A 24453-nucleotide genomic window follows, 5' to 3' on the forward strand; every position below is an offset into this window, starting at 1 on the left:
GAAACGCATAAGGAGACCTCTCAAATGAACGACGTATCAACCCTGGGTCAGACGGGTAGTGCAGTTCGAGTCGATCGGACAAGCACCGGGAAAGAGCACTTTGAGGTGTTGGATGGATTGAGAGGCAGTGCAGCCATTCTGATTGTGATCTTTCACGTCTTCAATTACTCCTTTGGCTGGGATACTCCTCTAAGCCTGATGCACCATGCCTACCTGGCAGTCGATTTCTTCTTCGGGCTCTCCGGCTTTGTCGTCGCCTATGCCTACGATGACCGATGGACACGAATGTCTACCCTCCAATTCTTTCGCATCCGGCTCATTCGGCTTCATCCGTTGGTGCTGGTGGGCGCAACCTTTGGTCTTCTTGGCTATCTTTTCGATCCCTTCGGCAAGGGGATAAACCACACCTCAGCGCCGATGTTACTGCTGGCCTATGTGACTTCACTTCTCCTGTTGCCTTCTCCGCCAGTAGGGGGACGGCAGAACGAAAGCCAGGCACTGAATGGGCCAGCGTGGTCCCTCATGCAGGAGTATCTCGGGAATATCGCGTATGCTCTGATTCTTCGCCGGCTGCGTGCGCTCACACTCGGAATCATCTTCGGAGTCTCCGGACTGCTGCTCATATGGACCGCTAATATGAAAGGTTCGCTGGATGGAGGCTGGGGATACCCGGAGATCTGGATGGCACCCCTGCGGTTGACCGTCTCTTTTGTGATGGGCCTGTGGCTGTACCGTATTCAGGCTCGTATCCGCCGTCCCAAAATTGGACTCCTGGTTCTTTCGATTCTTCTTGTGGTCATCTTTCAGGCGCCAAAGCTCCCCAACGCAGGCGGGCTTTCTTTCAATGGTCTCTATGATGCTGCGTGCGTGCTGTTCTTATTCCCGCTCATCATTATTTGTGGCGCGCACTCTGATGCCGGTGCAGGCATGATGAGGTTGTGCAAGTTCAGCGGCAGGCTCTCCTATCCCCTCTACATCACACATATCGCGTTCGTATATATCATTGCGAACTTCGCTCATACGAGACATCCGTCCAAGTCCGTGCTGCTGACTTATATCTTCCTGCTTCTGCCATTCGTGATTGCTGTAGCATGGCTAGTTCTTAAGTACTTCGATGAGCCTGTTCGTGCGTGGCTGACCCGCCGCTATGGCATAAAGCGGGCAGCAGCATAGTACCCCAAATAATCGCAGCATAGAAGCCGATTTATTTTCGAAAAACGGAGGACAAAAACATGATGTTGAAAAAGTATTCTGCAATCGCTCTTTTTTTTGTCGCAGTCTCTGGTGTCATTTCCGCCGGGGCACAGACAAGTCCCTTCAGTGCTGAGGCCAAACAGAAGGCCGAGTCTCTCCTGAAGCAAATGACTCTCGACGAAAAGGTCGGTCAACTCAATGAATCGTCCGGTCTAGTGGCGCCTGGCATCGCTAAAGAAAAACCAGATGATCTCATTGCCAACGGCGGAGTAGGCTCGATTCTTTGGCAGATGGACGTCAAGGAGATCAATCGCCTTCAGCATATCGCGGTCGAAAAGTCGCGGCTTCATATTCCGATCATCTTTGGTTTTGATGTGATTCATGGATATCGAACCGTCTTTCCAGTACCGCTGGCGATGGCGTCTTCGTGGGACCCATCGGTCGAGGAGCAGGCACAACATCTGGCGGCACAGGATGCACGCGCTGCCGGGATTGATTGGACTTTTACGCCGATGGTCGATATCGCGCGTGACGCTCGGTGGGGTCGCATCGTGGAAGGTGCCGGAGAGGATCCGGTTCTTGGTTCCGCAATGGCTCAAGCACAGGTCCGTGGATTCCAAGGCACGAAGCTTGGACAGAACAGCGTACTGGTGACCGTAAAGCATTTTGCCGGTTACGGTGCAGCCGACGGCGGCCGCGACTATGACTCTTCCTATGTGCCGGAGGAATTACTTCGCAATCTTTACCTGGTTCCCTTTCATGCAGCGGTTCAGGCTGGGGCTGGCGGAGTTATGAGTGCCTATATGGACCTGAACGACGTGCCGGCGACTGGCAACCATTGGCTCCTGACCGACGTTCTCCGGAAGGATTGGGGGTTCCAGGGTATTGTGCTTTCGGATGCCTTTGCAGTCGGAAACCTCGTTACCCATGGTTACGCGAGCGATAGCGAAGATGCGGCCTATAAGGCGATCACTGCAGGCCTGAACATGGATATGGCGAGTCTCACCTACACACACAATCTTGCAAAGGTAGTGAAAGAGGGCAAAGTCAGCGAAGCCTACATCGACCAGATGGTGTTGCCGATTCTGGAGGCGAAGTTTGATCTAGGACTCTTCGACCATCCCTACGTCGACGAAGCCAGTGTCGATGCGGTCCTGAACCGTCCGGAAGGTATCGCGCTCGAGCGCAAACTGGCAGGACGTTCCATGGTGCTGCTTCGCAATGAGAACCAAACTCTTCCCTTGTCGAAGGGGCTGAAAAAGATTGCGGTGATTGGCCCTCTCGCAGATGCGTCCCATGATATCGAGGGCGGATGGACGGTGGAGGGCCTCTTCGGAAAGGGGTCCAAGAGTCATCCGGTGACTGTGCTTGCCGGTATCAAAAATAGGCTGGGTGCCGATACGCAAATCACGCTTGTCGCCGGGCCTCAGCCGTCGAAGGTCTATACCGGGATGTTGGATCAGTTTCTAGGTACAAAGGCTTTACCTCCGCCTACTCCTCAAGAAACCGCCGACTGGATTGCCAAGGCCAAAGCAGCGGCCGCCGACGCTGATCTCGTCGTGGCCGTCATGGGTGAAACGGCGAACATGAGCGGCGAAGCGGCTTCGCGAGCCAGCCTGGATCTGCCAGGAATCCAGGAGCAGATGCTAGAAGCTGCTGTTAGCGTTGGCAAGCCGGTGGTGCTCGTGCTTGAAAATGGCCGGCCACTCGATATTCACTGGGCCTCTGAACACGTGCCGGCAATCCTCGAGGCCTGGTACCCAGGCACACAAGGTGGCAATGCCGTGGCCGACGTACTGTTCGGGGATGTGAATCCTGGCGGGAAGCTGCCGGTAAGTTGGCCGGGCGCATCGGGCGTCGAGCCACTTTACTACAACCACACGTTGACCCATGATCCCGAAGATCGCCCTGGATTCACGTCACGCTATTGGGATGTCGCTTCCAAACCGCTTTACCCTTTCGGGTACGGCCTCAGCTACACGGCGTTCAAATTCTCCAACCTCCATCTCAGCAAGAACAGCATGAGCGTGAGCGATAGCAACGAGGTAAGCGTCGACGTCACGAATACGGGCTCTATCGCAGGGGATGCTGTTGCACAGATTTATATTCATCAACGCTATGGTTCGGCCTCTCGCCCCGTTCGCGAACTCAAGGGATTTGAGCGGGTTCTCCTCCAGGCGGGAGAAACCAAAACTCTCAGGTTTCCTCTTGGAACGGAACAACTGCATTTCTGGAGTCCGCAGTCGAAAACCTGGGTGGTGGAACCCACCGATTTCGATGTGTGGGCCGGAGGAGATTCAACGGCAAGTCTTCACGCGGAATTTAAAACCACGCAATAAACGTTCGGTGCACGTTGCTTTGCTACTGGCATCGTTCGTGATCCTCTTCGCGTGGGTTGCGGTGAAGTTTTTCGATGAGCCGATCCGCACCAAGCTCCGTCACTACAACCTTTAGAAGAGGAACGTCCCGCTCTAAAGAGGACACTATGCAAATCCGGTATGCCCTTGTCGACGCCTTCACAGAACGCCCGCCAGGAGGGAGCCCCGTCGCAATTGTCCCTCATGCCGAGACGCTGGATGAACCCACCATGCGGCGAATCGCGGGAGAGCTTAATCAGGTCGCGACGACATTCATTCTTCCGCCCAAAAATGATTTCGCGGATTGGAGGTTGAGATCTTTCACTACCACTGGCCACGAGGTCTTCGGCGTAGGACACAATTCGCTCGGCGCGTGGTGGTGGCTGGCCAAGTCCGGAGATCTTATGCTGGATGAAGGCCGCAATCACTTCATGCAGGAGATTGGCGGGGAGCTCTTGCCTGTGGAAGTTCGCTGCCAGCACAGCCAGCCTGTCACGGTTGCCCTTACGCATATGTCTCCTGTATACGGAGCTGTTTGTGAAGATCTTCCGAAGCTTGCCGATGCCCTTGGAGTAGAGGACGAGGACATCATGTTGTCTTTGCCGGCACAGGTAGTTTCAACGGGAGTAGCTCATCTGCTTGTCCCAGTAATAGATCGAGAGATCGTAACCAAGGCTCAACCAGACCCTCAACAACTCAAACGCCTCCTACAAGAAGTAGACGGAGAGGGATGTTACCTCTATTGCCTGGATGACTCCGAGTTACCATCCTCCGTCGCGCATGCTCGATTTTTCAATCCAGCACAAGGGATTGTCGAGGAGGCCGCTACTGCGACTGCTGCTGTACCTCTGGCCGGCTTCATGCTGAGATACGGAATCGCCGGGAACAGGAAAACTCTTTTCATTGAACAAGGGTATGAGATGAAGCGCCCATGCGTTTTAGAGGTTGAGATTGAAGACGATGTTTTGCGGCTGGCAGGCCGAGCTATCACGGTCATGGAAGGTACGCTTCACATCTAGTGTGGTGAGTCATTAATTCGTTAAAGACAGAGGGTCTGTTCATCACAGCGCGAAGCGCGTTCCCTGATGCTTCAGCATCAGGGAGACGGAGGGAGCCGTAGCCTTTAGGCTACGGAATAAGGGGCTGGCAAAGATGCGGCCTTTAGGCCCGGGCCTTCTTTCGGCTGCGAACAAAAGGCCCGGGGCTAAAGCCCAATTCTTGCCTGGCTCTTATTCCGTAGCCTAAAGGCTACGGCTCCCTCCGTCCCGCGACGCTAAAGCGTCACGGTTTGCGCTTCGCGCTATGGGGTAACGCTGGTTCTTCAACGAATTAACGACTCACCACACCTGTCCTGCCTGATGTTGTTCTCCGTTGCAGATCATCGCCCTTTCAAGCGTATGTCTCGCGAGGAGGAGCCCACGTAGGTCACGGCGTCCGGAATGTACCGCCAATCCGTGGCGGACGTGTCCCAAACGCTTTGGGTCCTGGGCGAGACCGTCATATCGACCTGTTGGCTTGCTCCAGGCTTCAAATGAATCTTGCTCCAGCCACCCAATCGCAGAGGCGGTTCCCCCGCATAATCAATTCCCAGGTAGACCTGCGGAACTTCTGCACCCTCAACAGTGCCGTCATTCTTGACCGTGAACGACACGTGGAGAGTGTGATCCGGATCGCGTTTCAGGGAGAGGTCCGAGTATGTAAAGTGGGTATACGACAGCCCGTAGCCGAACTCAAAAAGCGGTGCAAGTTTCTTGGCGTCGTACCAGCGATAGCCTATATTGAGTTTTTCGGAATAGACAGGATCTTTAGAAAGGACGCCGGTAGCTCCCCAGGTGGGGGTGTCCTCGTCCCGGGCAGGAAACGTAAACGGCAGCTTGCCGGAAGGATCCACCTTGCCAAACAAGACATTGGCGATCGCTTTGCCTCCAGCTTCGCCTGGATACCAGGCTTCGACGATCGCCGCGACCTTATCTTTCCACGGCATCAAAATCGGATTACCACTTTCGATTACAACGATCGTATGAGGGTTGGCGCTTGCAACAGCCTCTACCAGTTCATTCTGGTTCGAGGGGTTCTGCAGACTGAGAGTCCTCAAATCTCCGAAGTCTTCTCCAGCGGGCTGCGCGACTACGATAATCGCGAGGTCTGACCGGCGTGCCAGCGCGACTGCATCGGCGATTTCGCCCGGACTATAGGCGCGGAAGGGAGCGTGCTCGTCCTGGACCCCAGAAAATTCGACTTCGCTGGCCGGCGATAGGTCGCGAATGGCTTTTGTCAGGGGTACAGGAACCTTCAGCCACGGACTGCGCCACCATCCGCAGCCATTATGGTCGACGAATTCCAGACCTTCACACCCAGTGAACGAGCCCGTCACCGGATGCATCGTGTCTCCAGAACCACCACCAGACATCACAGCTACGTCTGCATGGGAGCCGATGACCGCAATACGCTTCAGCTTTGAGGCTGATAGCGGAAGCTGCTGACGATCGTTCTTGAGCAATACGATGGATTGTTCCTCTACGGATTGTGCAAAGGTCCGCGTCGCATCGAAATCAATCTTTTCTCCACCGAGGGGAGGATGATCCATCACGCCGGAAGAGATCATTGCGTAGAGTTTGCGGCGCACCATATCGTTGACCCGCTCCTGGGTGATGTCATGGTTGGCCAACGCAAACAGGACTGGGACACGCCCGAAGTAAGAAGGGCCCGCATCGCTTCCTTCTTCTTCATCAAGTCCGGAGTTGATCGCCTTTGCCGTCGTGTGAGTCGCTCCCCAGTCCGACTGTACCTGGCCCGGAAAGTGCCATTGCGTTTTCAGAATGTTCGTAAGAAGCACCGAATTCTCGCAGGCATACTCGGCATTCAGCCGGTTATAGCTGCACATAACGCTTGCCGGATGGCCCTGTTCAACGGCGATTTCAAAAGGTAATAAATAAAGCTCTCGCAGGGTGCGGTCATCGATGCGGCTGTCTCCACCTATGCGGTTTGTCTCCTGTTCATTTCCCGCAAAGTGTTTGATCGACGCCATTACCTTCTGGCTCTGAGTCCCTTTCGTGCGCGCCGCCAACAGTTCCCCCGCGAGGAGTGGATCTTCGCCTAAGTACTCGAAGGCTCTGCCTCCTCTGGGCTCTCTTGTGAGATTTGCACCTCCGCCAAGACCCATTGCGAATCCCTGGGCGCGCAACTGGATCGCTATTTCACTCCCGTAGTCATAAGACAACTGCCTGTCCCAACTGGCAGCAAGTGCAATCGTCGCAGGGAAAGTAGAGCTCGGCTGGGTTGTGCTCCCTGAACCTGTGGCCGAATCGGAGATATTGATCCCGGGAATATGGAGCCTCGTTACACCCTCGATATATCCGCCTCCGCCACCTGGCGAGGCATTGGAGGGATACCTGGAGAGAATCAACTGAAGCTTCTCGTCGAGCGTCAACTTCTTCAGTAGTTCATCTGCGCGCCGCCAGACAGCGTCATTTGTTATCCCGCTCTCCTGGGCCTTCGGCGTTATCGTGAGGGAAACGGCAAAAGACATCACCAGAAGCACTGCAATCCATACTCGATTAGGCTGCATATCATTCCTTCGCATTCTCAATGAACTTTCCCTCAAATCCAAAGCTTCGGTCCTTTCGACCGCGGCGATCGTCGCTATGTCGTGAAGCCGAAGAGTATCCGATCCAATGCTTTGTATCGAGCTCTTCCCGTCGGCATGGTTTCCCAGCGTGATTGCCCAGTATCACAATACTTGCCTCTTCATTTCTGGATAAGCACCATCGCGTATGGAGCAGACCGATGTCGTGCAAGCCCCTGTTGCGACAATCACTTAAGTCTGGACTCAGCGCCAGTATGGACGGCTGTATGCTACAGAGCAACGGCCCAGTCCTAACCGGCATTGCTTATCACCGCGGGGCTGGCGATGGCCTTGCCTTCGGGCCTCCGTTTGCTGGCTGCGCGACAGGAAGACGTCCGGGTTCGTTTCAAAATACCCCAGGGGCATGAGCCCGCGGAGTCGGCAACGGCTACTGGATAATAGCTTATGATTTTTATTCCTGTTCTGCTCAGCGTCGTGATCTGGGCATGGCTACTGATTGGGCATGGGGCTTTCTGGAGGTCCGGACCCGTTCTAGGAGCTGCACACCCGACTCGGCGGCTCAAAGTGACGGTCGTGATCCCAGCCCGGGATGAGGCCGAGCATATCGCAGACACTCTGAGATCTCTGCTCATTCAGCAGTTCGACGGCGAGCTAAAGATCGTGCTGGTAGACGACAACAGCTCAGATGGAACGGGAGTCCTCGCGCGTGAGTTGGGGGTAACGGACGGACGCCTCCGTGTCCTGGACGGCGAGCCGCTGAAAACCGGCTGGACAGGCAAGATGTGGGCGGTCTCGCAAGGTTTGCGGCAGATGGAAACGCTGGCGGCGGACTATGTTCTGCTTACCGATGCCGATATCGTGCACGGACCAGGACACTTGGCCTCCCTTGTCTCCCGTGCAGAACGAGATCAACTCAGTCTTGTGTCGGAGATGGTTCGTCTGCGGTGCGAGAGCCTTGCGGAGCGAGCTACGCTGCCGGCCTTTGTCTTCTTCTTTCAGATGCTCTATCCCTTTCGCTGGGTTTACGATCCGGGGAGAACGACCGCTGCGGCTGCGGGAGGTACGATGCTGGTATCTCAGGAAGCCTTGCGAAAAGTTGATGGGGTAAACCGAATCAGTACCGCACTGATCGACGATGTGGCTCTGGCGCGAGAGATCAAGCGTGAAGGCCTCAGAATCTGGCTTGGACACGGCGACCGGGTGGTCAGTAAACGAAGATATGCCGGATTCAGAGACGTATGGGAGATGATTGCGCGAACAGCCTACGTGCAGCTTGGCTACTCTCCCTGGATCCTCATAGGAACATGCGCCGGCATGCTGCTGGTGTATGTTGAGCCGGTACTGGCCGGCATCTTCGCAACTGGCGCGCTGCGTTGGAGTGGGGCGGTTTGCTGGATCGCCATGGCCTTCGCCTTCCAACCCACACTTTGGCGTTACCGGCGTTCTCCCGCATGGGGATTGCTACTCCCGGTGATTGGGCTGTTCTATCTGATGGCGACAATCGGTTCAGCCGTGCGGTTCTATCAGGGACGAGGCGGGGAGTGGAAGAATCGGAACTATCCGGTTCATAAGTAACGAAGCCTTTCTGATCTGGATGATTCTCCGACCAAATTTCTCAGCCTGCTTCGCTTATGGTGGAACAGGTAGAGATGGCAAGGACGCAAGAACAACAACAATTCTGTCATCGATGAAACACATACAAATGGAGAATAGAACCCATGAACTTGCAGTTCGATCCGGCATTTCACAAGTTGCTCGTTGAAAGTTATGAACGTCTCACCGGACAAAGTCTGGTTCCGAGTGGATTGAACACTGAGGAGTCTGCAAGATGGCTGTATACAGATGCGCCATTTGCTGTTCTCGCCCACAATACAGCGCCTGATGCGGTCTTCATTTATGGGAACAAAGCGGCAATGCAGCTCTTTGAGTATCGCTGGGACGAACTCACCGCATTGCCCACACGTTTATCTGCCGAACCGTTGGAACGTGAGGAGCGTCAACGGTTTCTGGAACGTGTGGAGCTCGACGGGTTTATTACGGGTTATTCTGGCGTCCGGGTCGCGAAATCGGGAGCACGCTTCCAGATTATGAACGCAACTGTCTGGCAGTTAATAGACGAAGACGGAAGCCATCAAGGACAGGCGGCAATGCTTCCGCAATGGAAGCCTCTTTGAAATGGAACACTCGCTACTTTCACTACATATTTTCAGATACTTGGAGCGGATGGACAATCGAAATGAGTCTTCGCATAGCAAAGATATTCCTGCTCATCGCCGTTGCGTTCTACTACACGTTGGTCGTCTTCAATAATTTGACAGACTACGGATCAAATTATGCGTTCGTGCATCACGTTCTCCTCATGGACACAACCTTCCCGGGCAACCGTGGCATGGGGCGCGCAATCCATTCAACGCTTGTGCAAACGATGTTCTATGACGGGATTATTGGTTGGGAGGGGGCGACCGCATTGCTGACATGGATCGGAGTTGTCCAGTTGCTACGTGCCGTTCGCAAACAGCCGACCGTCTTCAATGCCGCCAAGCGGTACTCGATCATCGCTCTTACCCTGGGCATGCTTCTGTGGTTTACCGCATTCATCAGCGTAGGTGGCGAGTGGTTTCTCATGTGGCAATCGAACATCTGGAATGGTGAAGACAAAGCATTTCATATATTCGTTGTGCTCGGGATCATCTTGCTGCTGGTCGCACTTCCGGACACGGAGGCTCAGCAGTAAGTTAACTCGCACCGACGGTATGCCAGGAGCATGAATGCGCCTTCGAAATCGCACAACTCGAGATGCTTGCATCACAAATCATTTAGGTAGGCCACGCCAGCATCGCCCTGGCCACGATACGGTAGAGATCTCGCTTGCTGGCACCCGACTGCGCCTCCACAGCCAATCCCCATCCGATGCTCATGACGTACCGTGCTAGCTCCTAAGGATCTGAATCGCGGGGGAGATCTCCCGATGCTATGGCTTCTTGAAAACATCTCTTCAATTTCGCCCGACGAGCCTTACGCTCTGATGCGAGTTCCTGCCGCACCTGGACGGCTGTCTCCGAACCTGGCAGTGAGCAGTTCATGATGAGACAGCCACGTGGATTCGAGGGATTGCTGTAGACGTCGGCGCATCCATAGAGCATCGTTTCCGCAACGCCACGCGCACCTTCCCTGGAGTGCAGAAACGGTTTGAGGATGTGGACGAACTTCTTGCCTCGCCAGCTACCTGCCGTAATTTGGCCTAAGGAGCACACGCGGGCGCTTCTACAACGGCGAATAGTGGTAAGAACAGATACAAAATGGTCATAGGCTGTACAAATGGGCAAGCCTTCGTAAGTAGGGTATGGGTATGATAACTACCACAATCGATCAGTTCATCCAGGACCTTCGCGAAAACGTTGAAGGAAAAGTTTATGGTTCAGTTGATGAGTCTTTTGGATCTCTCGTCAAAGTCTGGAATGGAGCGATCAGCTCCAAGCCGTCTGCCTTAGTCCGTTGCGAAGGCGTATCTGACATTCGAGAAGTCGTTCTTCTCGCATCACACTATGGAATTCCCGTCTCTGTTCTCGGTGGTGGCCATGATTGGGCCGGACGAGCATTTTGTGAGGGTGGAGTGGTGATTGATCTGCGATCTATGCGGGATGTTCGGCATGATCCAGAGAACGAAATTGTCGAATCGCAGGGAGGAGCCACTATCGGCGATCTGCTTGCCGGGCTTCCTGATGACACCGTTATCGTCACCGGAACCGCCAAGCAGGTTGGACTGGCTGGTTTCACCATGGGCGGTGGCTACGGCCCTCTGAACGGGCAGTTCGGTCTGGCTTTGGATAATCTTGTTGAAGCGACTGTCGTCCTGGCAGATGGTTCAAGCGTCACGGCAAATGAATCGGATCATGCCGATCTTTTCTGGGCGATTCGTGGTGGCGGTGGAAACTTCGGAGTACTGGCTTCACTTAAGACGAGAACACACCGCCTGAGTGAGGTTCAGGCTGCCTTTATCCTGTTTCCGATATCCGAAGCTAAGACGGCCCTGGGCCGCTATCAGGAGATACTGGACAATGCTCCAGATGAATTGGGTTTGATGACCGGCTTCTTAATGGGCCAGGACGGAAAACCGATGCTCTTTATCGCGTCGCACTGGAGTGGGGACAAGATGCAGGGTGATGCCCTGCTGGGTCAGATAACAAGCCTGAAAGGCGCTATCACGGTCAGTCATGGATCTTCGCGCTATGCCGATTCCATGGGTATCTTTGATCCATTAGTTGTGAATGGCCGACATCACTATATTGAAACCCGCAACCTGGATCGTTTCAATGTTGAATCGATTGCCGCGCTTGTTGAGGGGGCAGAACAGATGAGCTCTCCGTTCTCAGGGATTGTTATTCACGATTTTCACGGCAAAGGAACCCGTGTATCTCCGGATGCGACTGCTTTTCCCTTGAGGAAGGCTCATTTGCTTGTAGAGATCGTCTCCGCCTGGGACAAAAGCTCGGAAGAGCTGGATGCCAAACACCGCAACTGGGCTACAGCTCTTTCACAAAATCTGGCGCCGCACTCTCTTTCCGGCGGCTATGTAAACCTGCTCACCGATCAAATACGCGTTGAGCAATTCTATGGAGAGACGGCAACGCGTCTTCGCGAGGTCAAGCACCACTACGACCCGAACAATATGTTTCGGTCGGCACCTGGATCAATCTACCGGTCCGAATAACAGCCATGGAAGTTGTTGCGGTAGATAGCTCCTATGTCATTTGAGCTATCTACCGGGCAGCTCGGCCATCGTTATCCAAGAAGGTTCGTGCGGTATCGGCTGGGTGTAACGCCTACCACTCTACGAAATATGCGGGACAGATGATGCTGATTGGCAAATCCACTGCTCAATGCAATTTCAGTCAGCCCGAGGCGTCTATCCCGCATCATCGATTTAGCCCTCTTGGTGCGTAGTTCCAGGACGTATTGGTATGGACTTTTGCCCGTGCTTTGACGGAAGCTGCGGATCAAATGCGATGGGCTCATTCCAGATTCACGGGCAAGATCGTCGAGACGGATTGATTCAGTAAGGTTCGCTTGAATAAAGTCGATACAGCGTCGGAGTGTCGACGGGGCCAAGCCGCCTGTCAAGGTCGGCTTCAGGGGCAGCGTAGCTGAATATCTATTAACGAGATAGGACGATAACGCTGTAACCATGCTGTCGAGAAAAAGAGCGCCGGCCTGAAAACACTCTCGCCTTTGTTGCAGCAGGATGGTAGTCATCTGAAGTAGCGTCGCATCTTCCAGGATGTCGAGAGCCATAAGCTCGACCCTTTTGATTCCGCAGTCTTGCAGAACGGGTGCAAACAAATCCTCGTTGAGTGTTATGTGTCCAAATGCTGTCTCCTCTGCGAATTCAAAGACTCGTGCATCATTCATCCGGCAGATAGAGATGTTGCCAACAGGCGTATTCTTCGGATACTGAGCAGTAGGCTTTACCTGAACTGCCGAGGTCGGCTTCAATGTAATAGCGAGACTAATTTGCGAGGAGGCTGGAGTCTTCCATTCGCCAGCCCCCACTGCAATCTCAGAGATCGTCACATTTGTGTCTTTATCCCTGAGACTATTCATCCTTGTTTCTGATGAATCGAGCATGTTCATACAGTGAAACTCCGTCAACTTGATGGCCGATGCACGCGTGTGGACCCACCCTCCTATTGGATGAAACAAATAAGGAGACGACTCTCTGGATCCAGCGGACTACCGCGCAGAAATCTTTAGCATATCCAACCAAACCTGAAGAATCTGGACGGCAATCTACCTTGTGGACTGCCGACGATTGCTTCTTGCCAGCACTCTCAAGAAATAACCCCTCCAGGGACAAATTATTCCCTCTTTATCGAGAGGTTGCTCGGTTTTCGTCGAGCGACTCCTGCCATATCTGCAGGAATGAAACCTCTCCGACAGGCCCCTGGTGAGAACACTTTTAGTGTGAGTCCGGAAATGAAACTTCTCTGCCAAACCCTTCAGCGAGAATCGCCCTCTCATGGCGATTTCAGATACATCGCAGATCAGCTTCGCGTGTAAAAAAACTACATGGAAAAGATCGATACAAATACGACCTCACCCGTTGACGATCGGGGCATGGCGCGCCTGCTGGGAAGCGATACGTGGACACGCTGTGCACCATTGCTCACAGACGATGGAGCACAATGCTACGAGTTGTCACACATCCTCAGCGACACGATGCCTTCATCGCCCTTCGCCCAGGAATTGAAAGTTGCGGCGAGTCCTACGACGGGAATCCCGGGAACCCGGCATGTTGGAAATAAAGAGATGCTGACTGGCGATTTTACTCAGCAGGGCACGCATTTAGATGCACTCGGACATTTTGGGGTATTGCCGGAGATGTGGGCCGGACTAGAGCCACTGCCCCTCGCTAACGCAACTTATCATGGCGGGCTGACGCAGGCTGAGGTGAAGCCGGCGCCTGAGAAACGATTGGTCCGTTTGGGCGTTGAAAACGTACCTCCAATCTTTACCACCGCGATCCTTCTTGATGCAGAACGGGAATTCGGCGCGGGTGCTCCTCTATCTGCAGGCTTCTCGATTGATGCCGAGCACATTGAGACGATGTTGCGCGCTCAAGGCCTCGCGCAACGGGGAATACTTGCCGGAGACGTTGTCTATATCCATACCGGCTGGGGTAAATTCTGGGCGGATCCTGTCGCTGAAAACTCGGATTATTATCGGAAAGGCCCTGGACTGGGGTTCTCCGGCGCCGAGTATCTTGCCAGTAAGAATGTCGTGTTGGTCGGGCTGGACAATCCCTTTACCGATCCAGTGAATGGCGGCCAACTGAGTGGTCTCGCGTCGCCACCTGCAGATATGCCTGCAGGTCTTCCCTTTGGAACACATCATTTCAATCTGGTGAAAGCGGGTGTTTTGCAGATGCAAAATATGCGACTTCTTGAGCTTGCTCAAGATCGTGTGTGGATATCCTGTACCGTTATACTTCCTCTCCGCTTAGAAGGTTGTTCTGGATCCCCTGTCCGGCCCATTTCCATCGGAAAGCCGTCACGCCAGTTGGCAGATGATTAGTCTCCTGTACTCAAAAGCACAAGACTATTTTCAGCCTGGTCGTTGTGGCAATCTGGAGAGGAGGGAGTATGTCGAAGCTAACGAATGATGTTAAGTGCGAGGTCATCAAGCGGGTAAATCATCCGAGACAATCGGTTGCACACCGCTTCGATCACGTAGAACGTGTCATGCGGAACGCCCTTAAAATTGCTGCAACCATCGAAGAAGTAGATTACGAGATTCTCGAACTCGCGGTGCTCTTGCACGATGTTGACCAACCGGCTGGAAGGAAAGCTGAACATGTGGAATTGAGCTTGCTTGCTGCAGAGGAAATTCTGCGGCAAGCAGGTTGTCCGAGTGATCGGGCAAACGCAGTTCTCGCGGTGATTGCGGAACATTCCACAGAGCACGTCCGTACGGTCAAGCCATCTACAGATGAAGCAAGAATTCTGTTTGACGCCGATAAAGTCGATGGTCTAGCGGCGATGGGTATCGCTCGTGTCTTTTCACTGTTCGGACAGATGGGGTTCCCGCCTTCTGACGCGATACGGTGGTACAGGAGCAAGATTGAAGTTGCTTTGGAATACATACAGACCGATGAAGGACGCAGACTTATTCTGTTGAGATTGCCCTACGTTCAAGAATTTCTCTCTGAAATGGAGTTAGAAGCTGGAGCAGGCGCGGATATCTGGGAATCATGATTTGGGAACAATCGCGCCATATGCTCCGCATCTGCATCACTCACACCTTTAGCTCGGAGAGCCCACAGCCCTGGTCGTCAAGCTATTCCATCACCGCAACCAAGGTGCGTTGAAGATCGTCATCTGCTACTGGCGCGGTATCGACTGAACGAACAAGAATATATGTCAGAAGTCCGGTGAGAGCAGCTACTGCGGCTGCAACCAGGCTTGCCGCGGCAAATCCTCCCGCGAACGCTGCCCATCCAGCAGCGTGAACCTGCGCCTGAAGTCTTGCGGGAACGTCGGTCATCACTCCTGTCAGGTCGCCTGAGGCGACCTGCTTCGCGGCATGGGCCACAAACTTTGGCTCAAGGCCGAGAGCCACACCTGCGCTAATGAATTGGCGCGAAACAACCCGGGCCAGCACCGCGCCAAGCCCTGCGACCCCTAACAACAGGCCGACAAACCGAGTGGTCGAGGCCAATCCCGATGCCATTCCTGCACGCTGCGCGGGAACCGCGCCTTGCATGACTTTGGCGGTCTCACTATTCAGGAGGCCGGCACCCACTCCCGCCACCAGCATGCCAACGAGAAAGACGGGGTAGCTCATCCCAACGTGTGCGAAGCCATAAAGGAGGAGGTTGCCAAGCATAGTCGTCATGAGACCAAAGGTGAGAAGCGCGCGGCCTGAGTAGCTTTTCGCCAACCGGCCACCGAGACGCGGAGTCAGAAACATGGGCAGCGCAAACGGGATCATCGCAAGACCCGCCTTGGCGGGCGCGAATCCATAGGCATTTTGCAGGTACATTGGCAGGTAGAAAATCATTACCTGAGCGCCACCGGCATATCCCAACATAGCAAAGGCCGATCCCAGAAAGGTCGGCTGGGCAAAGAGCGCGAGGTCTACCATCGGACGCGTTTGGCGGACCTCCACGACGACGAAGGCGATGAACAAGCCCGTAGCCGTAACGAAGCGCCAGAGGATGGCGGCGTTTCCCCATCCCATGCTGTTCCCGTCGATCAGCGCCCAGATCAGCAGAAACAACCCTGAACTCAAAGCCAAAATACCCGCAATGTCGAGCGTCTTGGCCTCATGATCGCGCGACTCCTCCACGATCACAACAGAGGTTACAAAAAGCACAGCACAGAGAGGAAGGTTCACCAGAAAGGTCCAGCGCCATCCCAGGAAGCCGGTGATCGCTCCGCCGATGATCGGTCCGCTCGTGATAGCAATACCAATGCAGGCACCCCAGAAGGCATAAGCTTTTGCCCGCGCCTGTCCTACATAGGCGTGATTGATGACTGCAAGGGCCGCAGTCAGCAGAAGGCTGGCGCCAATGCCCTGCAAGGCCCTTGCCAGATTGAGCATCTGTGCAGAGTGCGTCAGCCCGCAGAGCCCTGACGCGAAAGCAAAGATAGCCAGGCCGACAAGCATCGTACGCTTCCTGCCATGGCGGTCCGCATAAGAACCTGCGGCCAGCAATAACGCGGCAAAGGGAAGCACATAAGCGCTCACGACCCATTCGATATCCGTGAAAGAAGCGCCAAGAGATCTCGCGATTGTAGGCAACGATACCGCGACGATATTGGCGTCGAGCATGATCAGAGAACAGACGAGAGAGGTCGTCAACAGGATCGCGAATTTACGCTGTTCCGAAGACTTCGAATTCGATATTCGAGGAGATTTGGTCATAGCGGAGTCCTACCTAGAGCAAATTTCCTGTTACTGGGAAGTTGGATCGGGCGTGCAGTACCGTTTTTCTGGGGAAAACGGCTATAAATGTCGCGGTTTCGCTATACACCTACAGAAAATTTGCTCTAGCGGGTAACAGGGTTGGGTGTTGGCGAAGTAAGAGTTGCATCGGCCGCAATGCCAAGCAAAATGCCACGAAGTTCAGCCGCTTTCGCAATCCCAAAGTTTGTCTCGAAAAGGACCTGGGCAGAGTGCCATAGCTTATTTGATTCGGCGAACGCGGCCCGGCCCTTCCGTGTCAGCACGACATATTTCCGACGCCGGTCCGTCTCAGCAGCTTCCAACGAGACGAGCTGATCTCGTTCAAGAGGGCGCAGGTTGTGCCCAAGCGTCGAGCGGTCCATCACGAGCGCATCAGCAAGTTCACGCATTGTCGGCGGCTTTTCGCCTAACCGACGGATCTCCGAGAGGATGGAATACTGTGTGGACTTCAGCCCGGAAGGCGCGAGAACACTGTCATATAAGTGCGAAAGCCGTCGGGATGCCTTGCGCAACGCAGTACAGTTGCAGTGATTCTGCGTATCGATAGAAGCTGGCGGCGAAAGGATGTCCTGAGTTCTGGGCATATGCCCCTAATTATACAGATATATGCTTGGCTTGATTTGTGCCAATGAAAACCATAACGACTGGACTGACGAAGAAGGCCATCTCTCGGATGGCCTCTATAGCTTAGAGATTCTTATGGTATTTATGGCTCCTGAGGCAGGACTCGAACCTACAACCCTTCGGTTAACAGGCGTCGGGTAAGGGTTGGAGTCTGTTTGTTTTCAAGAGGATAAGATGGAGTCGAGAGGCGTTTTTGGAGCCCCTACGGCGCACAATTTGGTGAAGTTCTGTTCTTGATCCTGGCCGTGGAGAAACAGATCTCATCGCAGTTATCTGCCAGTTCCCTGCTTTCCGGAGACTGAAGTAAACCATAACGGCAAGGGAACGCTAAGTGGCAGAGTGTATCGGTAAAACTCTAAGAAACACCTATCACCTTTCATGCTACGCAAGTGTCCGCGAAACATGAGGCGCGTTTGCGGACCATGAAAGACCCGCCGTCTTCTCACGGAGACCAGCGGTATTACCTCTGCGATCCACTCATGAATGATCAAGGCTTACACAAAGATGCTCCGAGAGCTCGGCGTGCCATTCGATCAAATTACATACGACGAATTTGGGAATTTTGGAGAGGCAGGACTCGAACCTACGACTTCTACCGCGCGAAGATAGGGTCGAAACGGCCGACTACATATTCTAAAGGGCTTATTGGCGGGGAATAGCCGGTAAAAACCGCCGTTCCGGCCGTTGAGGGCAGCCTTGTTCTTTTCGAGAACCGGGTACGAAGGTTCCTCTTCCAGTATCGTTCGTTTAGAACCACCGCATCCCGTATTCTCCGGCTGGGTAGCTCCAATTCATCATCGCGGCAATCCATTGGATAGGAATATCGTAATAGGACACCATGCACCACAACCTGCGATGATAAGGTGCAAGCTGAAGCGTCACCTATGGATACGGACGCAATAACCCCGCCAAAAGCGATCACTCGACTACAGGTTCAGGTGCGTGGCATTGTGCAAGGTGTCGGATTCCGCCCGTTCGTCTACAAACTAGCTCACAGGCTGGGCCTCTCGGGCCACGTCTTCAACTCCACCTCCGGCGTCACTATCGAAATTGAAGGCAGTAAATTCGCCCTCGATTCTTTTCTGAAGACACTGAGGACGGAGCCACCTCAACTCGCAGATATACAAGAAATAACCGTCTCGCACATCGTTCCGTTTGGGGCCGCTGGCTTCTCTATCCTCCACAGCCGCGAGGAGGGGGGCGCAATGGCTCTCGTTCCAGCCGACGCAGGCACCTGCGACGCGTGCTGGCAGGACTTTAGCGATCCAAATAACCGCCGCTTTGGCTATCCCTTTACCAACTGCATCCATTGTGGTCCGCGCTACACCATCACCGAGGGCATCCCGTATGACCGCCCCAGCACCACTATGTCAAACTTCACGATGTGCAGCGCCTGTGCGGCTGAATACGCTGACCCCAATGATCGCCGCTTCCATGCGCAGCCCAATGCCTGCAGCCGCTGTGGACCTTCACTCGCGCTTCTTCCGCGCGGTGCCGCATTGCCGGAATCATTTACAGACACAGATGCACTCCCCATTCTTCGTCACGCGCGTAGCCTTCTTCGCGAAGGAAAAATTCTCGCGGTCAAAGGCCTGGGCGGCTTCCTGTTCGCGTGTGATGCCACTAACGAAACTGCGGTCGCCGAACTTCGCCGCCGCAAACATCGTCCGCATAAACCATTCGCTTTAATGGTCCGCGACATCGACGCTGCTCGTGCGTTGTGCGGAATCACCCCCGAAGATGAAGCCGCTCTTCGTCACCTGCGCCGCCCCGTCGTCATCCTTCCACGGCGTCTCGATACGAATCAGGTGCCTGGCATCGGGCTTAGTGTCGCTCCAGACAACAACACTTTGGGGATTATGCTTCCCTACACCCCTCTGCATTACCTGCTCTTCAGCGATTCAGCGCAGGAGGACTCCGCCTTCTCCGCCTTGGTAATGACCAGCGGCAATATCAGCGAAGAGCCTATTGTGATCTCGAACATTGACGCACTTCTACAGCTCGACGGAGTCGCCGACTGGTTCCTTCTGCATAACCGCGAGATTGCAACGCGCGTTGACGACTCCGTCGTCCGCACCTTCGAAGGCCGTGAGCGTGTCCTCCGCCGGTCCCGAGGCTTTGCTCCCCAGACCCTATCTCTGGCATCCGCGAATGAATCGGTCCATCCATCGGTACTGGCCTTTGGCGCCGAACTGAAGAACACCTTCTGCCTCACCCGAGATGGCCATGCCATTCTTAGTCAGCACATCGGAGACCTGCAGAATTACGAGACCATGCAGTTCTTCGAGGAAACGCTTGCGAAGATGAAGCGTCTCTTCCGTGTCACGCCGCAGGCCGTCGCTTACGATTTACATCCGCACTATATGAGTACCCGCATGGCGCTGGCCTCCAGTATTGAGCGCAAGATCGCCGTGCAGCATCACCACGCCCACATCGCCAGCTGTATGGCCGAAAATCACTTGGGCGGCGAGGTCATTGGTGTAGCGCTTGATGGTACCGGTTACGGCACCGACGGCAAGATCTGGGGTGGAGAATTTTTTACCGCCAATCTCGGCGGCTTCACCCGTCGCGCGCATCTGCGCTACCTGCCGCTCCCCGGCGGCGATGCTGCCGTCCGTCAGCCCTGGCGCATGGCGCTCAGCTACCTGCGCGATGCCTTCGGCCCCGAGATCCCCGATCTTGCCTGCCTCCGAGCTATCCCTCTAAAGCAGCGCGACATCGTCAACACGATGATCGCCAACAAGCTCCAAACCGTCGAGACGTCCTCCTGCGGCCGGCTCTTCGACGCCGTCGCGGCTCTTCTCAACCTCTTCTCGGAAGTCACCTTCGAAGGCCAGGCCGCCATCGCGCTTGAAAGTATCGCGCTCTCCGGTGTCACCGGACGCTATGAATTCGACCTGCACGATGGCGAACCCATGACGATAGACCTCCGTGCCACGATCCTCGCCATCGTCAACGACCTCGCCGCCGGCAAACCCGCCGGGGAGATATCCGCCCGCTTCCACAACACCTTGAGCACAGTTATTGCTGCAACCTGCTGCCGAATCCGCGACTTCAGCGGGCTGGACCGGGTCTGTCTCAGCGGAGGAAGCTTCCAAAACATGGTGCTACTGCATCCGACAGTGGTACAGTTACGCCGCCACGGCTTTCAGGTATTTCTGCACTCTGTAGTCCCGGCAAACGATGGTGGCATCTCACTGGGCCAGGCCGCAATCGCTTGTGAACGGATCCGAACAGGAGCGTGAAGCATGTGTCTCGCCATTCCAGGGAAAGTCGTTGAGACCTTCGACAAGGGCGGCATGCTGATGGCCCGCGTGCAGTTTGGCGGCATCACCCGCGAGGCTTGTCTCGAATACGTTCCCGAGACCATCGTCGGCGATTACGTGCTGGTCCACGTCGGCTTCGCCATCAGCCGTATCGATGAGGCGGAAGCCGAACGTACCTATCAGGCCCTCAAGGAGTTGGACCAGCTCACGGAGCTCGAGTCTCCTATCGTCGAAGAGGTGGAAGAGTCGCCGCCGGTCACTGACGAACCTATAGCCGAGCCCGTAGTTGCCGGGGGTAAAACCCAATGAAATACCTCGATGAATATCGTGACAGCGAAGTAGCCGCAAAGATCCTGGCCGAGATGCGCCGCATCCAGACCCGTCCCTGGGTGCTCATGGAAGTCTGCGGCGGCCAGACGCACTCGATCGTCAAGCACGGCATCGACCATCTGCTGCCGCCGGGCGTGGAACTCGTCCACGGCCCCGGTTGCCCCGTCTGCGTCACGCCGCTTGAGATGATCGATAAGGCCCACGCCATCGCGCGCTGCCAGAATGTCATCTTCTGCTCCTTCGGCGATATGCTTCGGGTCCCTGGCTCGGACGGCGATCTCTTCACTATCAAATCTCTCGGCGGCGATGTCCGCATCGTCTACTCGCCGCTCGACTGTCTCAAGATCGCCCGCGCCAATCCCGACAGGCAGGTCGTCTTCTTTGCCATCGGCTTTGAGACCACCGCTCCCGCCAATGCGATGCTCGCCTGGCGCGCGCGCGAGGACAAGGTGAACAACCTCTCCCTGCTCGTCTCGCATGTGCTCGTCCCGCCTGCGCTTGAAGCGATCCTCAGCGCGCCGGACAATCGAGTGAACGGCTTCCTGGGTCCCGGTCACGTCTGCGCCGTCATGGGTTACAGCGAGTACGAGCCCATCAGCGCCCGCTTCCATGTGCCTATCGTGATCACCGGTTTTGAGCCCATCGATATCCTTCACGGCGTACTCATGACACTGCAGCAACTTGAAGAAGGCCGCGCCACGGTCGAGAATCAGTACTCCCGCATCCTCGACCGCACCGGCAATCTGCCCGCACAAAATCTCATCGGCAAGGTCTTCGAAGTCGGCGACCGCAAGTGGCGCGGTATCGGCTCCATTCCACGGAGCGGCTATCGACTGCGCCCGGAGTTTGCCTCTCACGATGCCGAAAAGATCTTTGACGTCGCAGAGATCGCCACGCTGGAGCCCGCTATCTGTATCAGCGGCGAGATTCTGCGCGGCATCAAGAAACCTCACGATTGCCCGGCCTTCGGCACGCAGTGTTCTCCGCAACGTCCGCTCGGGGCAACGATGGTCTCGGCGGAGGGTGCTTGCGCCGCCTACTACGCCTATGGCCGGCATCTCAATCCGCAGGGCATGGATGCACCTCTGAATCAGATCGAGTCCGCCCCCGTCCCCGTAGTTCTTGGATAAGAAAGCGAGACCGTATGCCCATGGCGATCGCACCGGAGACCGTGAAGGTAAAGGAAGAAGAAAGAGTCTCGCCCGTCTTCGGCTCGTGTCCGCTGCCCATCTTCGATCACAAGCAGATCGTGCTCGGTCATGGCAGTGGCGGCAAGCTCACTTCCGAACTCATCGAGAGGATCTTTCTTCCTGCCTTCAGCAATCCCATTCTCGATAAGCTCGACGACCAGGCTCTCCTCAGCATCGGTGGCATGCGTCTTGCCTTCACCACCGACTCCTTCGTCGTCACCCCCATCTTCTTCCCCGGAGGCGACATCGGCCGCCTCGCCGTGCACGGTACCGTCAACGATCTGTCCATGAGCGGTGCCCGCCCCCTCTACCTTTCAGCCGCGTTCATCCTGGAGGAAGGCCTGCGGGTTGAGGATCTCTGCCGCGTCGTCGAATCCATGCGGGCCGCCGCCGCTGATTCCGGGGTGCACTTCGTCACGGGGGACACCAAGGTCGTCAACCGGGGCAAGGGCGACCAGATCTTCATTACCACTACCGGCATCGGCGTCGTGGAGGCGAGCGTCAACATCTCCGCCAGCCGCGCCCAGCCTGGCGATTGCATCCTCCTGAGCGGGACCATTGGGGACCACGGCATGGCCATCATGTCGCAGCGTGAGGGCTTGGAGTTCGAGAGCGAGATCTCCAGCGACTGCGCGTCTCTTCACGATCTCGTCGCACAGATGCTAGCCACCCCCTCTGAGACAACGGACTTCCTTCACTGCCTGCGAGACCCGACGCGCGGCGGCGTCGCCACCACGCTCAACGAAATTGCTAAAGCCAGCCATTCCGGCATGCTTCTGCAAGAACAGGCCATTCCCGTACGCGAGTCCGTCCGCGGCGCCTGCGAGATCCTCGGGCTAGACCCGCTTTACGTCGCCAACGAGGGCAAGCTGCTAGCCGTTGTGGTGCCCGAGATGGGCGAAGCTGTCCTCGGCCGTATGCGCCAGCATCCCCTTGGGAGGGACGCTGCCATCATTGGCGAAGTCGTCGCCACTCATCCGGGCATGGTGTTGATGAAGACCGGTATTGGCGGTACCCGTGTGCTTGACGTCATGTTCGGCGAGCAACTGCCGCGCATCTGTTGAGGAGTTTATTGTCAAATCGCATGGATGCAATCAACAAAAATTGCATGCAAGAAATAATTCGAAATGCTTTGACATACCGAATGGCAAGGCGTACGTTAGAGCCCGCTTGAAATTTGCCGTTCTTGCTTCTTTGAAGTTCCAGTCGGAATGTACCTTCTGCTGATGTATCTTTTCTCAGGAAGCTTGCATCGTAACTCTTACGGCCTGTAGCCCGGCAAGCCACGATCCCGGACACTCGTATGCTGTAAAGCCCCGTCCAATGGGGTGCACTCCCGCACGCATTTATTACCGCGAAGGAGGATGCAATGGCTGAACAAGCAAGCACGATCACCAAGGCTCCCGCCGTCTCCGATATACACATTGTCTGGATCACTGCCGGTCTGGGTTGCGACGGGGACAGCGTCTCCATTACCGCAGCCGAGCAACCCAGCATCGAAGACGTTCTCCTGGGAGCTATTCCCGGCCTTCCCAAGGTCCACCTGCACAACCCCGTTCTTGCTTACGAGAACGGCGATGATTTTATGAAGTTCTACTACGACGCCGAAAAGGGTTTACTCGATCCTTTTGTACTGGTCGTCGAAGGCTCCATCCCTAACGAGAAGATCAAAGAAGAAGGCTACTGGGCTGCCGTCGGCACGAACCCCGAGACCGGCCAGCCGATCACTACCTGCGAATGGATCGATCGCCTCGCGCCGAAAGCTCTCGCGGTAATCGGTGCAGGAACTTGCGCTACCTACGGTGGCATTCATGCCATGGCGGGCAATCCTACCGGCTGTATGGGCCTCGCCGACTATCTCGGCTGGGACTGGCGCTCCAAGGCCGGTTTGCCCATCGTCAACGTGCCCGGTTGTCCCGTGCAGCCCGACAACTTCATGGAGACCGTGCTCTACCTTCTCTATCAAGTCGCCGGACTCGCACCCATGATTCCTCTCGACAAGCAGCTCCGTCCTACATGGCTCTTCGGCAAGACGGTGCATGAAGGCTGCGACCGCGGTTCCTACTATGAGCAGGGCGACTTCGCTCACAACTATGGCTCCTCCAAATGCCTCGTCAAACTTGGCTGCTGGGGCCCGGTGGTCGATTGCAACGTGACCAAGCGTGGCTGGATGCGTGGAATTGGCGGCTGTCCTAACGTTGGCGGCATCTGCATCGGCTGCACCATGCCCGGATTCCCCGACAAGTTCATGCCGTTCATGGATGAGCCGCCGGGCGGCACGCTCTCTTCCACCATCATCGGCACCTATGGGCGTATGATCCGCACCCTTCGCGGCATCACCAACACGACGCTCAACAAAGAGCCGAAGTGGCGCCACTCAAGGCCAGAGCTCACTACCGGCTATCACCCTACGACCTACTAATTAAAACGGAACGCAAGGA

The 24453-nt window shown here is 55.4% G+C and carries 19 protein-coding genes and 1 tRNA gene; 14 read left to right on the plus strand and 6 right to left on the minus strand.

Translation table 11 applies throughout. The features are described from left to right. Positions 1–24: 24 nt before the first annotated feature. From HDF15_RS04350 to HDF15_RS04360, 3 genes are all read left to right on the plus strand, one after another. Positions 25–1173, plus strand: a complete 1149-nt coding sequence (locus tag HDF15_RS04350; RefSeq protein ID WP_184253113.1) for an acyltransferase — start codon at positions 25–27, stop codon at positions 1171–1173. A 59-nt stretch (positions 1174–1232) separates the two neighbouring features. After that, positions 1233–3533 carry a beta-glucosidase BglX gene (gene bglX, locus HDF15_RS04355; RefSeq protein WP_184253115.1) on the plus strand — a complete coding sequence of 767 codons (2301 nt, stop codon included), beginning with the start codon at positions 1233–1235 and terminating at the stop codon, positions 3531–3533. A gap of 146 nt (positions 3534–3679) precedes the next feature. After that, positions 3680–4570, plus strand: a complete 891-nt coding sequence (locus HDF15_RS04360; RefSeq protein WP_184253117.1) for a PhzF family phenazine biosynthesis protein — start codon at positions 3680–3682, stop codon at positions 4568–4570. A gap of 359 nt (positions 4571–4929) precedes the next feature. On the opposite strand, the gene HDF15_RS04365 is transcribed toward HDF15_RS04360, so the two are convergent. Continuing rightward, entirely contained in the window at positions 4930–7119 is a 2190-nt protein-coding gene (locus tag HDF15_RS04365) for a glycoside hydrolase family 3 protein (protein ID WP_184253119.1), read from the minus strand. Between the two features lie 462 nt (positions 7120–7581). Between HDF15_RS04365 and HDF15_RS04370 the strand changes: the two genes are divergently transcribed. From HDF15_RS04370 to HDF15_RS04380, 3 genes are all read left to right on the plus strand, one after another. Further along, positions 7582–8712, plus strand: coding sequence for a glycosyltransferase (locus HDF15_RS04370; protein ID WP_184253121.1), 1131 nt, complete (start codon positions 7582–7584; stop codon positions 8710–8712). Positions 8713–8855: 143 nt separating this feature from the next. Next, entirely contained in the window at positions 8856–9311 is a 456-nt protein-coding gene (locus HDF15_RS04375) for an MEKHLA domain-containing protein (RefSeq protein WP_184253123.1), read from the plus strand. Positions 9312–9373: 62 nt separating this feature from the next. Next, a complete protein-coding gene (locus tag HDF15_RS04380; RefSeq protein ID WP_184253125.1) occupies positions 9374–9871 on the plus strand; it encodes a DUF2165 family protein in 498 nt (165 codons plus the stop codon). A gap of 202 nt (positions 9872–10073) precedes the next feature. On the opposite strand, the gene HDF15_RS26380 is transcribed toward HDF15_RS04380, so the two are convergent. Next, positions 10074–10280 carry a TetR family transcriptional regulator C-terminal domain-containing protein gene (locus HDF15_RS26380; protein WP_409254859.1) on the minus strand — a complete coding sequence of 69 codons (207 nt, stop codon included), beginning with the start codon at positions 10278–10280 and terminating at the stop codon, positions 10074–10076. A 206-nt stretch (positions 10281–10486) separates the two neighbouring features. Here HDF15_RS26380 and HDF15_RS04385 point away from each other — a divergent pair, with 206 nt between their 5' ends. Next, entirely contained in the window at positions 10487–11848 is a 1362-nt protein-coding gene (locus HDF15_RS04385; RefSeq protein ID WP_184253127.1) for an FAD-binding oxidoreductase, read from the plus strand. A gap of 71 nt (positions 11849–11919) precedes the next feature. Here HDF15_RS04385 and HDF15_RS04390 read toward each other — a convergent pair whose 3' ends face one another. Further along, positions 11920–12768 (minus strand): helix-turn-helix domain-containing protein, encoded by an 849-nt coding sequence (locus HDF15_RS04390; RefSeq protein ID WP_184253129.1) that lies wholly within the window; start codon positions 12766–12768, stop codon positions 11920–11922. A 435-nt stretch (positions 12769–13203) separates the two neighbouring features. Here HDF15_RS04390 and HDF15_RS04395 point away from each other — a divergent pair, with 435 nt between their 5' ends. Both HDF15_RS04395 and HDF15_RS04400 read left to right on the plus strand, forming a co-directional pair. Next, positions 13204–14208 (plus strand): cyclase family protein, encoded by a 1005-nt coding sequence (locus HDF15_RS04395; protein ID WP_184253131.1) that lies wholly within the window; start codon positions 13204–13206, stop codon positions 14206–14208. Positions 14209–14276: 68 nt separating this feature from the next. Next, a complete protein-coding gene (locus HDF15_RS04400; RefSeq protein WP_184253133.1) occupies positions 14277–14888 on the plus strand; it encodes an HD domain-containing protein in 612 nt (203 codons plus the stop codon). 82 nt (positions 14889–14970) lie between these two features. On the opposite strand, the gene HDF15_RS04405 is transcribed toward HDF15_RS04400, so the two are convergent. The 3 genes from HDF15_RS04405 to HDF15_RS04415 all read right to left on the minus strand — a co-directional run bounded on the left by HDF15_RS04405 (position 14971) and on the right by HDF15_RS04415 (position 17860). Next, positions 14971–16560 (minus strand): MFS transporter, encoded by a 1590-nt coding sequence (locus HDF15_RS04405; RefSeq protein WP_184253135.1) that lies wholly within the window; start codon positions 16558–16560, stop codon positions 14971–14973. Between the two features lie 125 nt (positions 16561–16685). Beyond that, positions 16686–17186 carry a MarR family winged helix-turn-helix transcriptional regulator gene (locus HDF15_RS04410; protein ID WP_184253137.1) on the minus strand — a complete coding sequence of 167 codons (501 nt, stop codon included), beginning with the start codon at positions 17184–17186 and terminating at the stop codon, positions 16686–16688. Positions 17187–17789: 603 nt separating this feature from the next. Then, positions 17790–17860 (minus strand) — tRNA-Ala (locus tag HDF15_RS04415). 250 nt (positions 17861–18110) lie between these two features. Here HDF15_RS04415 and hypF point away from each other — a divergent pair. The 5 genes from hypF to HDF15_RS04440 all read left to right on the plus strand — a co-directional run bounded on the left by hypF (position 18111) and on the right by HDF15_RS04440 (position 24434). Beyond that, positions 18111–20471: a carbamoyltransferase HypF gene (gene hypF, locus HDF15_RS04420; RefSeq protein ID WP_184253139.1), complete on the plus strand. Its 2361-nt coding sequence runs from the start codon at positions 18111–18113 to the stop codon at positions 20469–20471. Positions 20472–20474: 3 nt separating this feature from the next. Next, positions 20475–20801 (plus strand): HypC/HybG/HupF family hydrogenase formation chaperone, encoded by a 327-nt coding sequence (locus HDF15_RS04425; RefSeq protein ID WP_184253141.1) that lies wholly within the window; start codon positions 20475–20477, stop codon positions 20799–20801. Continuing rightward, a complete protein-coding gene (gene hypD / locus HDF15_RS04430; protein ID WP_184253142.1) occupies positions 20798–21952 on the plus strand; it encodes a hydrogenase formation protein HypD in 1155 nt (384 codons plus the stop codon). Before HDF15_RS04425 ends, hypD begins: the two co-directional genes overlap by 4 nt. A gap of 20 nt (positions 21953–21972) precedes the next feature. Continuing rightward, positions 21973–23076, plus strand: coding sequence for a hydrogenase expression/formation protein HypE (gene hypE, locus HDF15_RS04435; RefSeq protein WP_311733029.1), 1104 nt, complete (start codon positions 21973–21975; stop codon positions 23074–23076). A 305-nt stretch (positions 23077–23381) separates the two neighbouring features. Continuing rightward, the gene (locus tag HDF15_RS04440; RefSeq protein WP_014267362.1) at positions 23382–24434 is read left to right on the plus strand and encodes a hydrogenase expression protein HypE; all 1053 of its coding nucleotides are present in this window, start codon (positions 23382–23384) and stop codon (positions 24432–24434) included. Positions 24435–24453 lie beyond the last annotated feature (19 nt).

This window comes from Granulicella mallensis (genome assembly GCF_014203225.1).
Lineage (GTDB): Bacteria > Acidobacteriota > Terriglobia > Terriglobales > Acidobacteriaceae > Granulicella > Granulicella mallensis_A.

What these genes read in the sequence shown, in the direction of transcription:
- HDF15_RS04350 (WP_184253113.1), top strand. Translation starts at nt 25, where the DNA reads ATGAACGACGTATCAACCCTGGGTCAGACGGGTAGTGCAGTTCGAGTC.
- bglX (WP_184253115.1), top strand. Translation starts at nt 1,233, where the DNA reads ATGATGTTGAAAAAGTATTCTGCAATCGCTCTTTTTTTTGTCGCAGTC.
- HDF15_RS04360 (WP_184253117.1), top strand. Translation starts at nt 3,680, where the DNA reads ATGCAAATCCGGTATGCCCTTGTCGACGCCTTCACAGAACGCCCGCCA.
- HDF15_RS04365 (WP_184253119.1), bottom strand. Translation starts at nt 7,119, where the DNA reads ATGCAGCCTAATCGAGTATGGATTGCAGTGCTTCTGGTGATGTCTTTT.
- HDF15_RS04370 (WP_184253121.1), top strand. Translation starts at nt 7,582, where the DNA reads ATGATTTTTATTCCTGTTCTGCTCAGCGTCGTGATCTGGGCATGGCTA.
- HDF15_RS04375 (WP_184253123.1), top strand. Translation starts at nt 8,856, where the DNA reads ATGAACTTGCAGTTCGATCCGGCATTTCACAAGTTGCTCGTTGAAAGT.
- HDF15_RS04380 (WP_184253125.1), top strand. Translation starts at nt 9,374, where the DNA reads ATGAGTCTTCGCATAGCAAAGATATTCCTGCTCATCGCCGTTGCGTTC.
- HDF15_RS26380 (WP_409254859.1), bottom strand. Translation starts at nt 10,280, where the DNA reads ATGCTCTATGGATGCGCCGACGTCTACAGCAATCCCTCGAATCCACGT.
- HDF15_RS04385 (WP_184253127.1), top strand. Translation starts at nt 10,487, where the DNA reads ATGATAACTACCACAATCGATCAGTTCATCCAGGACCTTCGCGAAAAC.
- HDF15_RS04390 (WP_184253129.1), bottom strand. Translation starts at nt 12,768, where the DNA reads ATGAACATGCTCGATTCATCAGAAACAAGGATGAATAGTCTCAGGGAT.
- HDF15_RS04395 (WP_184253131.1), top strand. Translation starts at nt 13,204, where the DNA reads ATGGAAAAGATCGATACAAATACGACCTCACCCGTTGACGATCGGGGC.
- HDF15_RS04400 (WP_184253133.1), top strand. Translation starts at nt 14,277, where the DNA reads ATGTCGAAGCTAACGAATGATGTTAAGTGCGAGGTCATCAAGCGGGTA.
- HDF15_RS04405 (WP_184253135.1), bottom strand. Translation starts at nt 16,560, where the DNA reads ATGACCAAATCTCCTCGAATATCGAATTCGAAGTCTTCGGAACAGCGT.
- HDF15_RS04410 (WP_184253137.1), bottom strand. Translation starts at nt 17,186, where the DNA reads ATGCCCAGAACTCAGGACATCCTTTCGCCGCCAGCTTCTATCGATACG.
- hypF (WP_184253139.1), top strand. Translation starts at nt 18,111, where the DNA reads ATGGATACGGACGCAATAACCCCGCCAAAAGCGATCACTCGACTACAG.
- HDF15_RS04425 (WP_184253141.1), top strand. Translation starts at nt 20,475, where the DNA reads ATGTGTCTCGCCATTCCAGGGAAAGTCGTTGAGACCTTCGACAAGGGC.
- hypD (WP_184253142.1), top strand. Translation starts at nt 20,798, where the DNA reads ATGAAATACCTCGATGAATATCGTGACAGCGAAGTAGCCGCAAAGATC.
- hypE (WP_311733029.1), top strand. Translation starts at nt 21,973, where the DNA reads ATGGCGATCGCACCGGAGACCGTGAAGGTAAAGGAAGAAGAAAGAGTC.
- HDF15_RS04440 (WP_014267362.1), top strand. Translation starts at nt 23,382, where the DNA reads ATGGCTGAACAAGCAAGCACGATCACCAAGGCTCCCGCCGTCTCCGAT.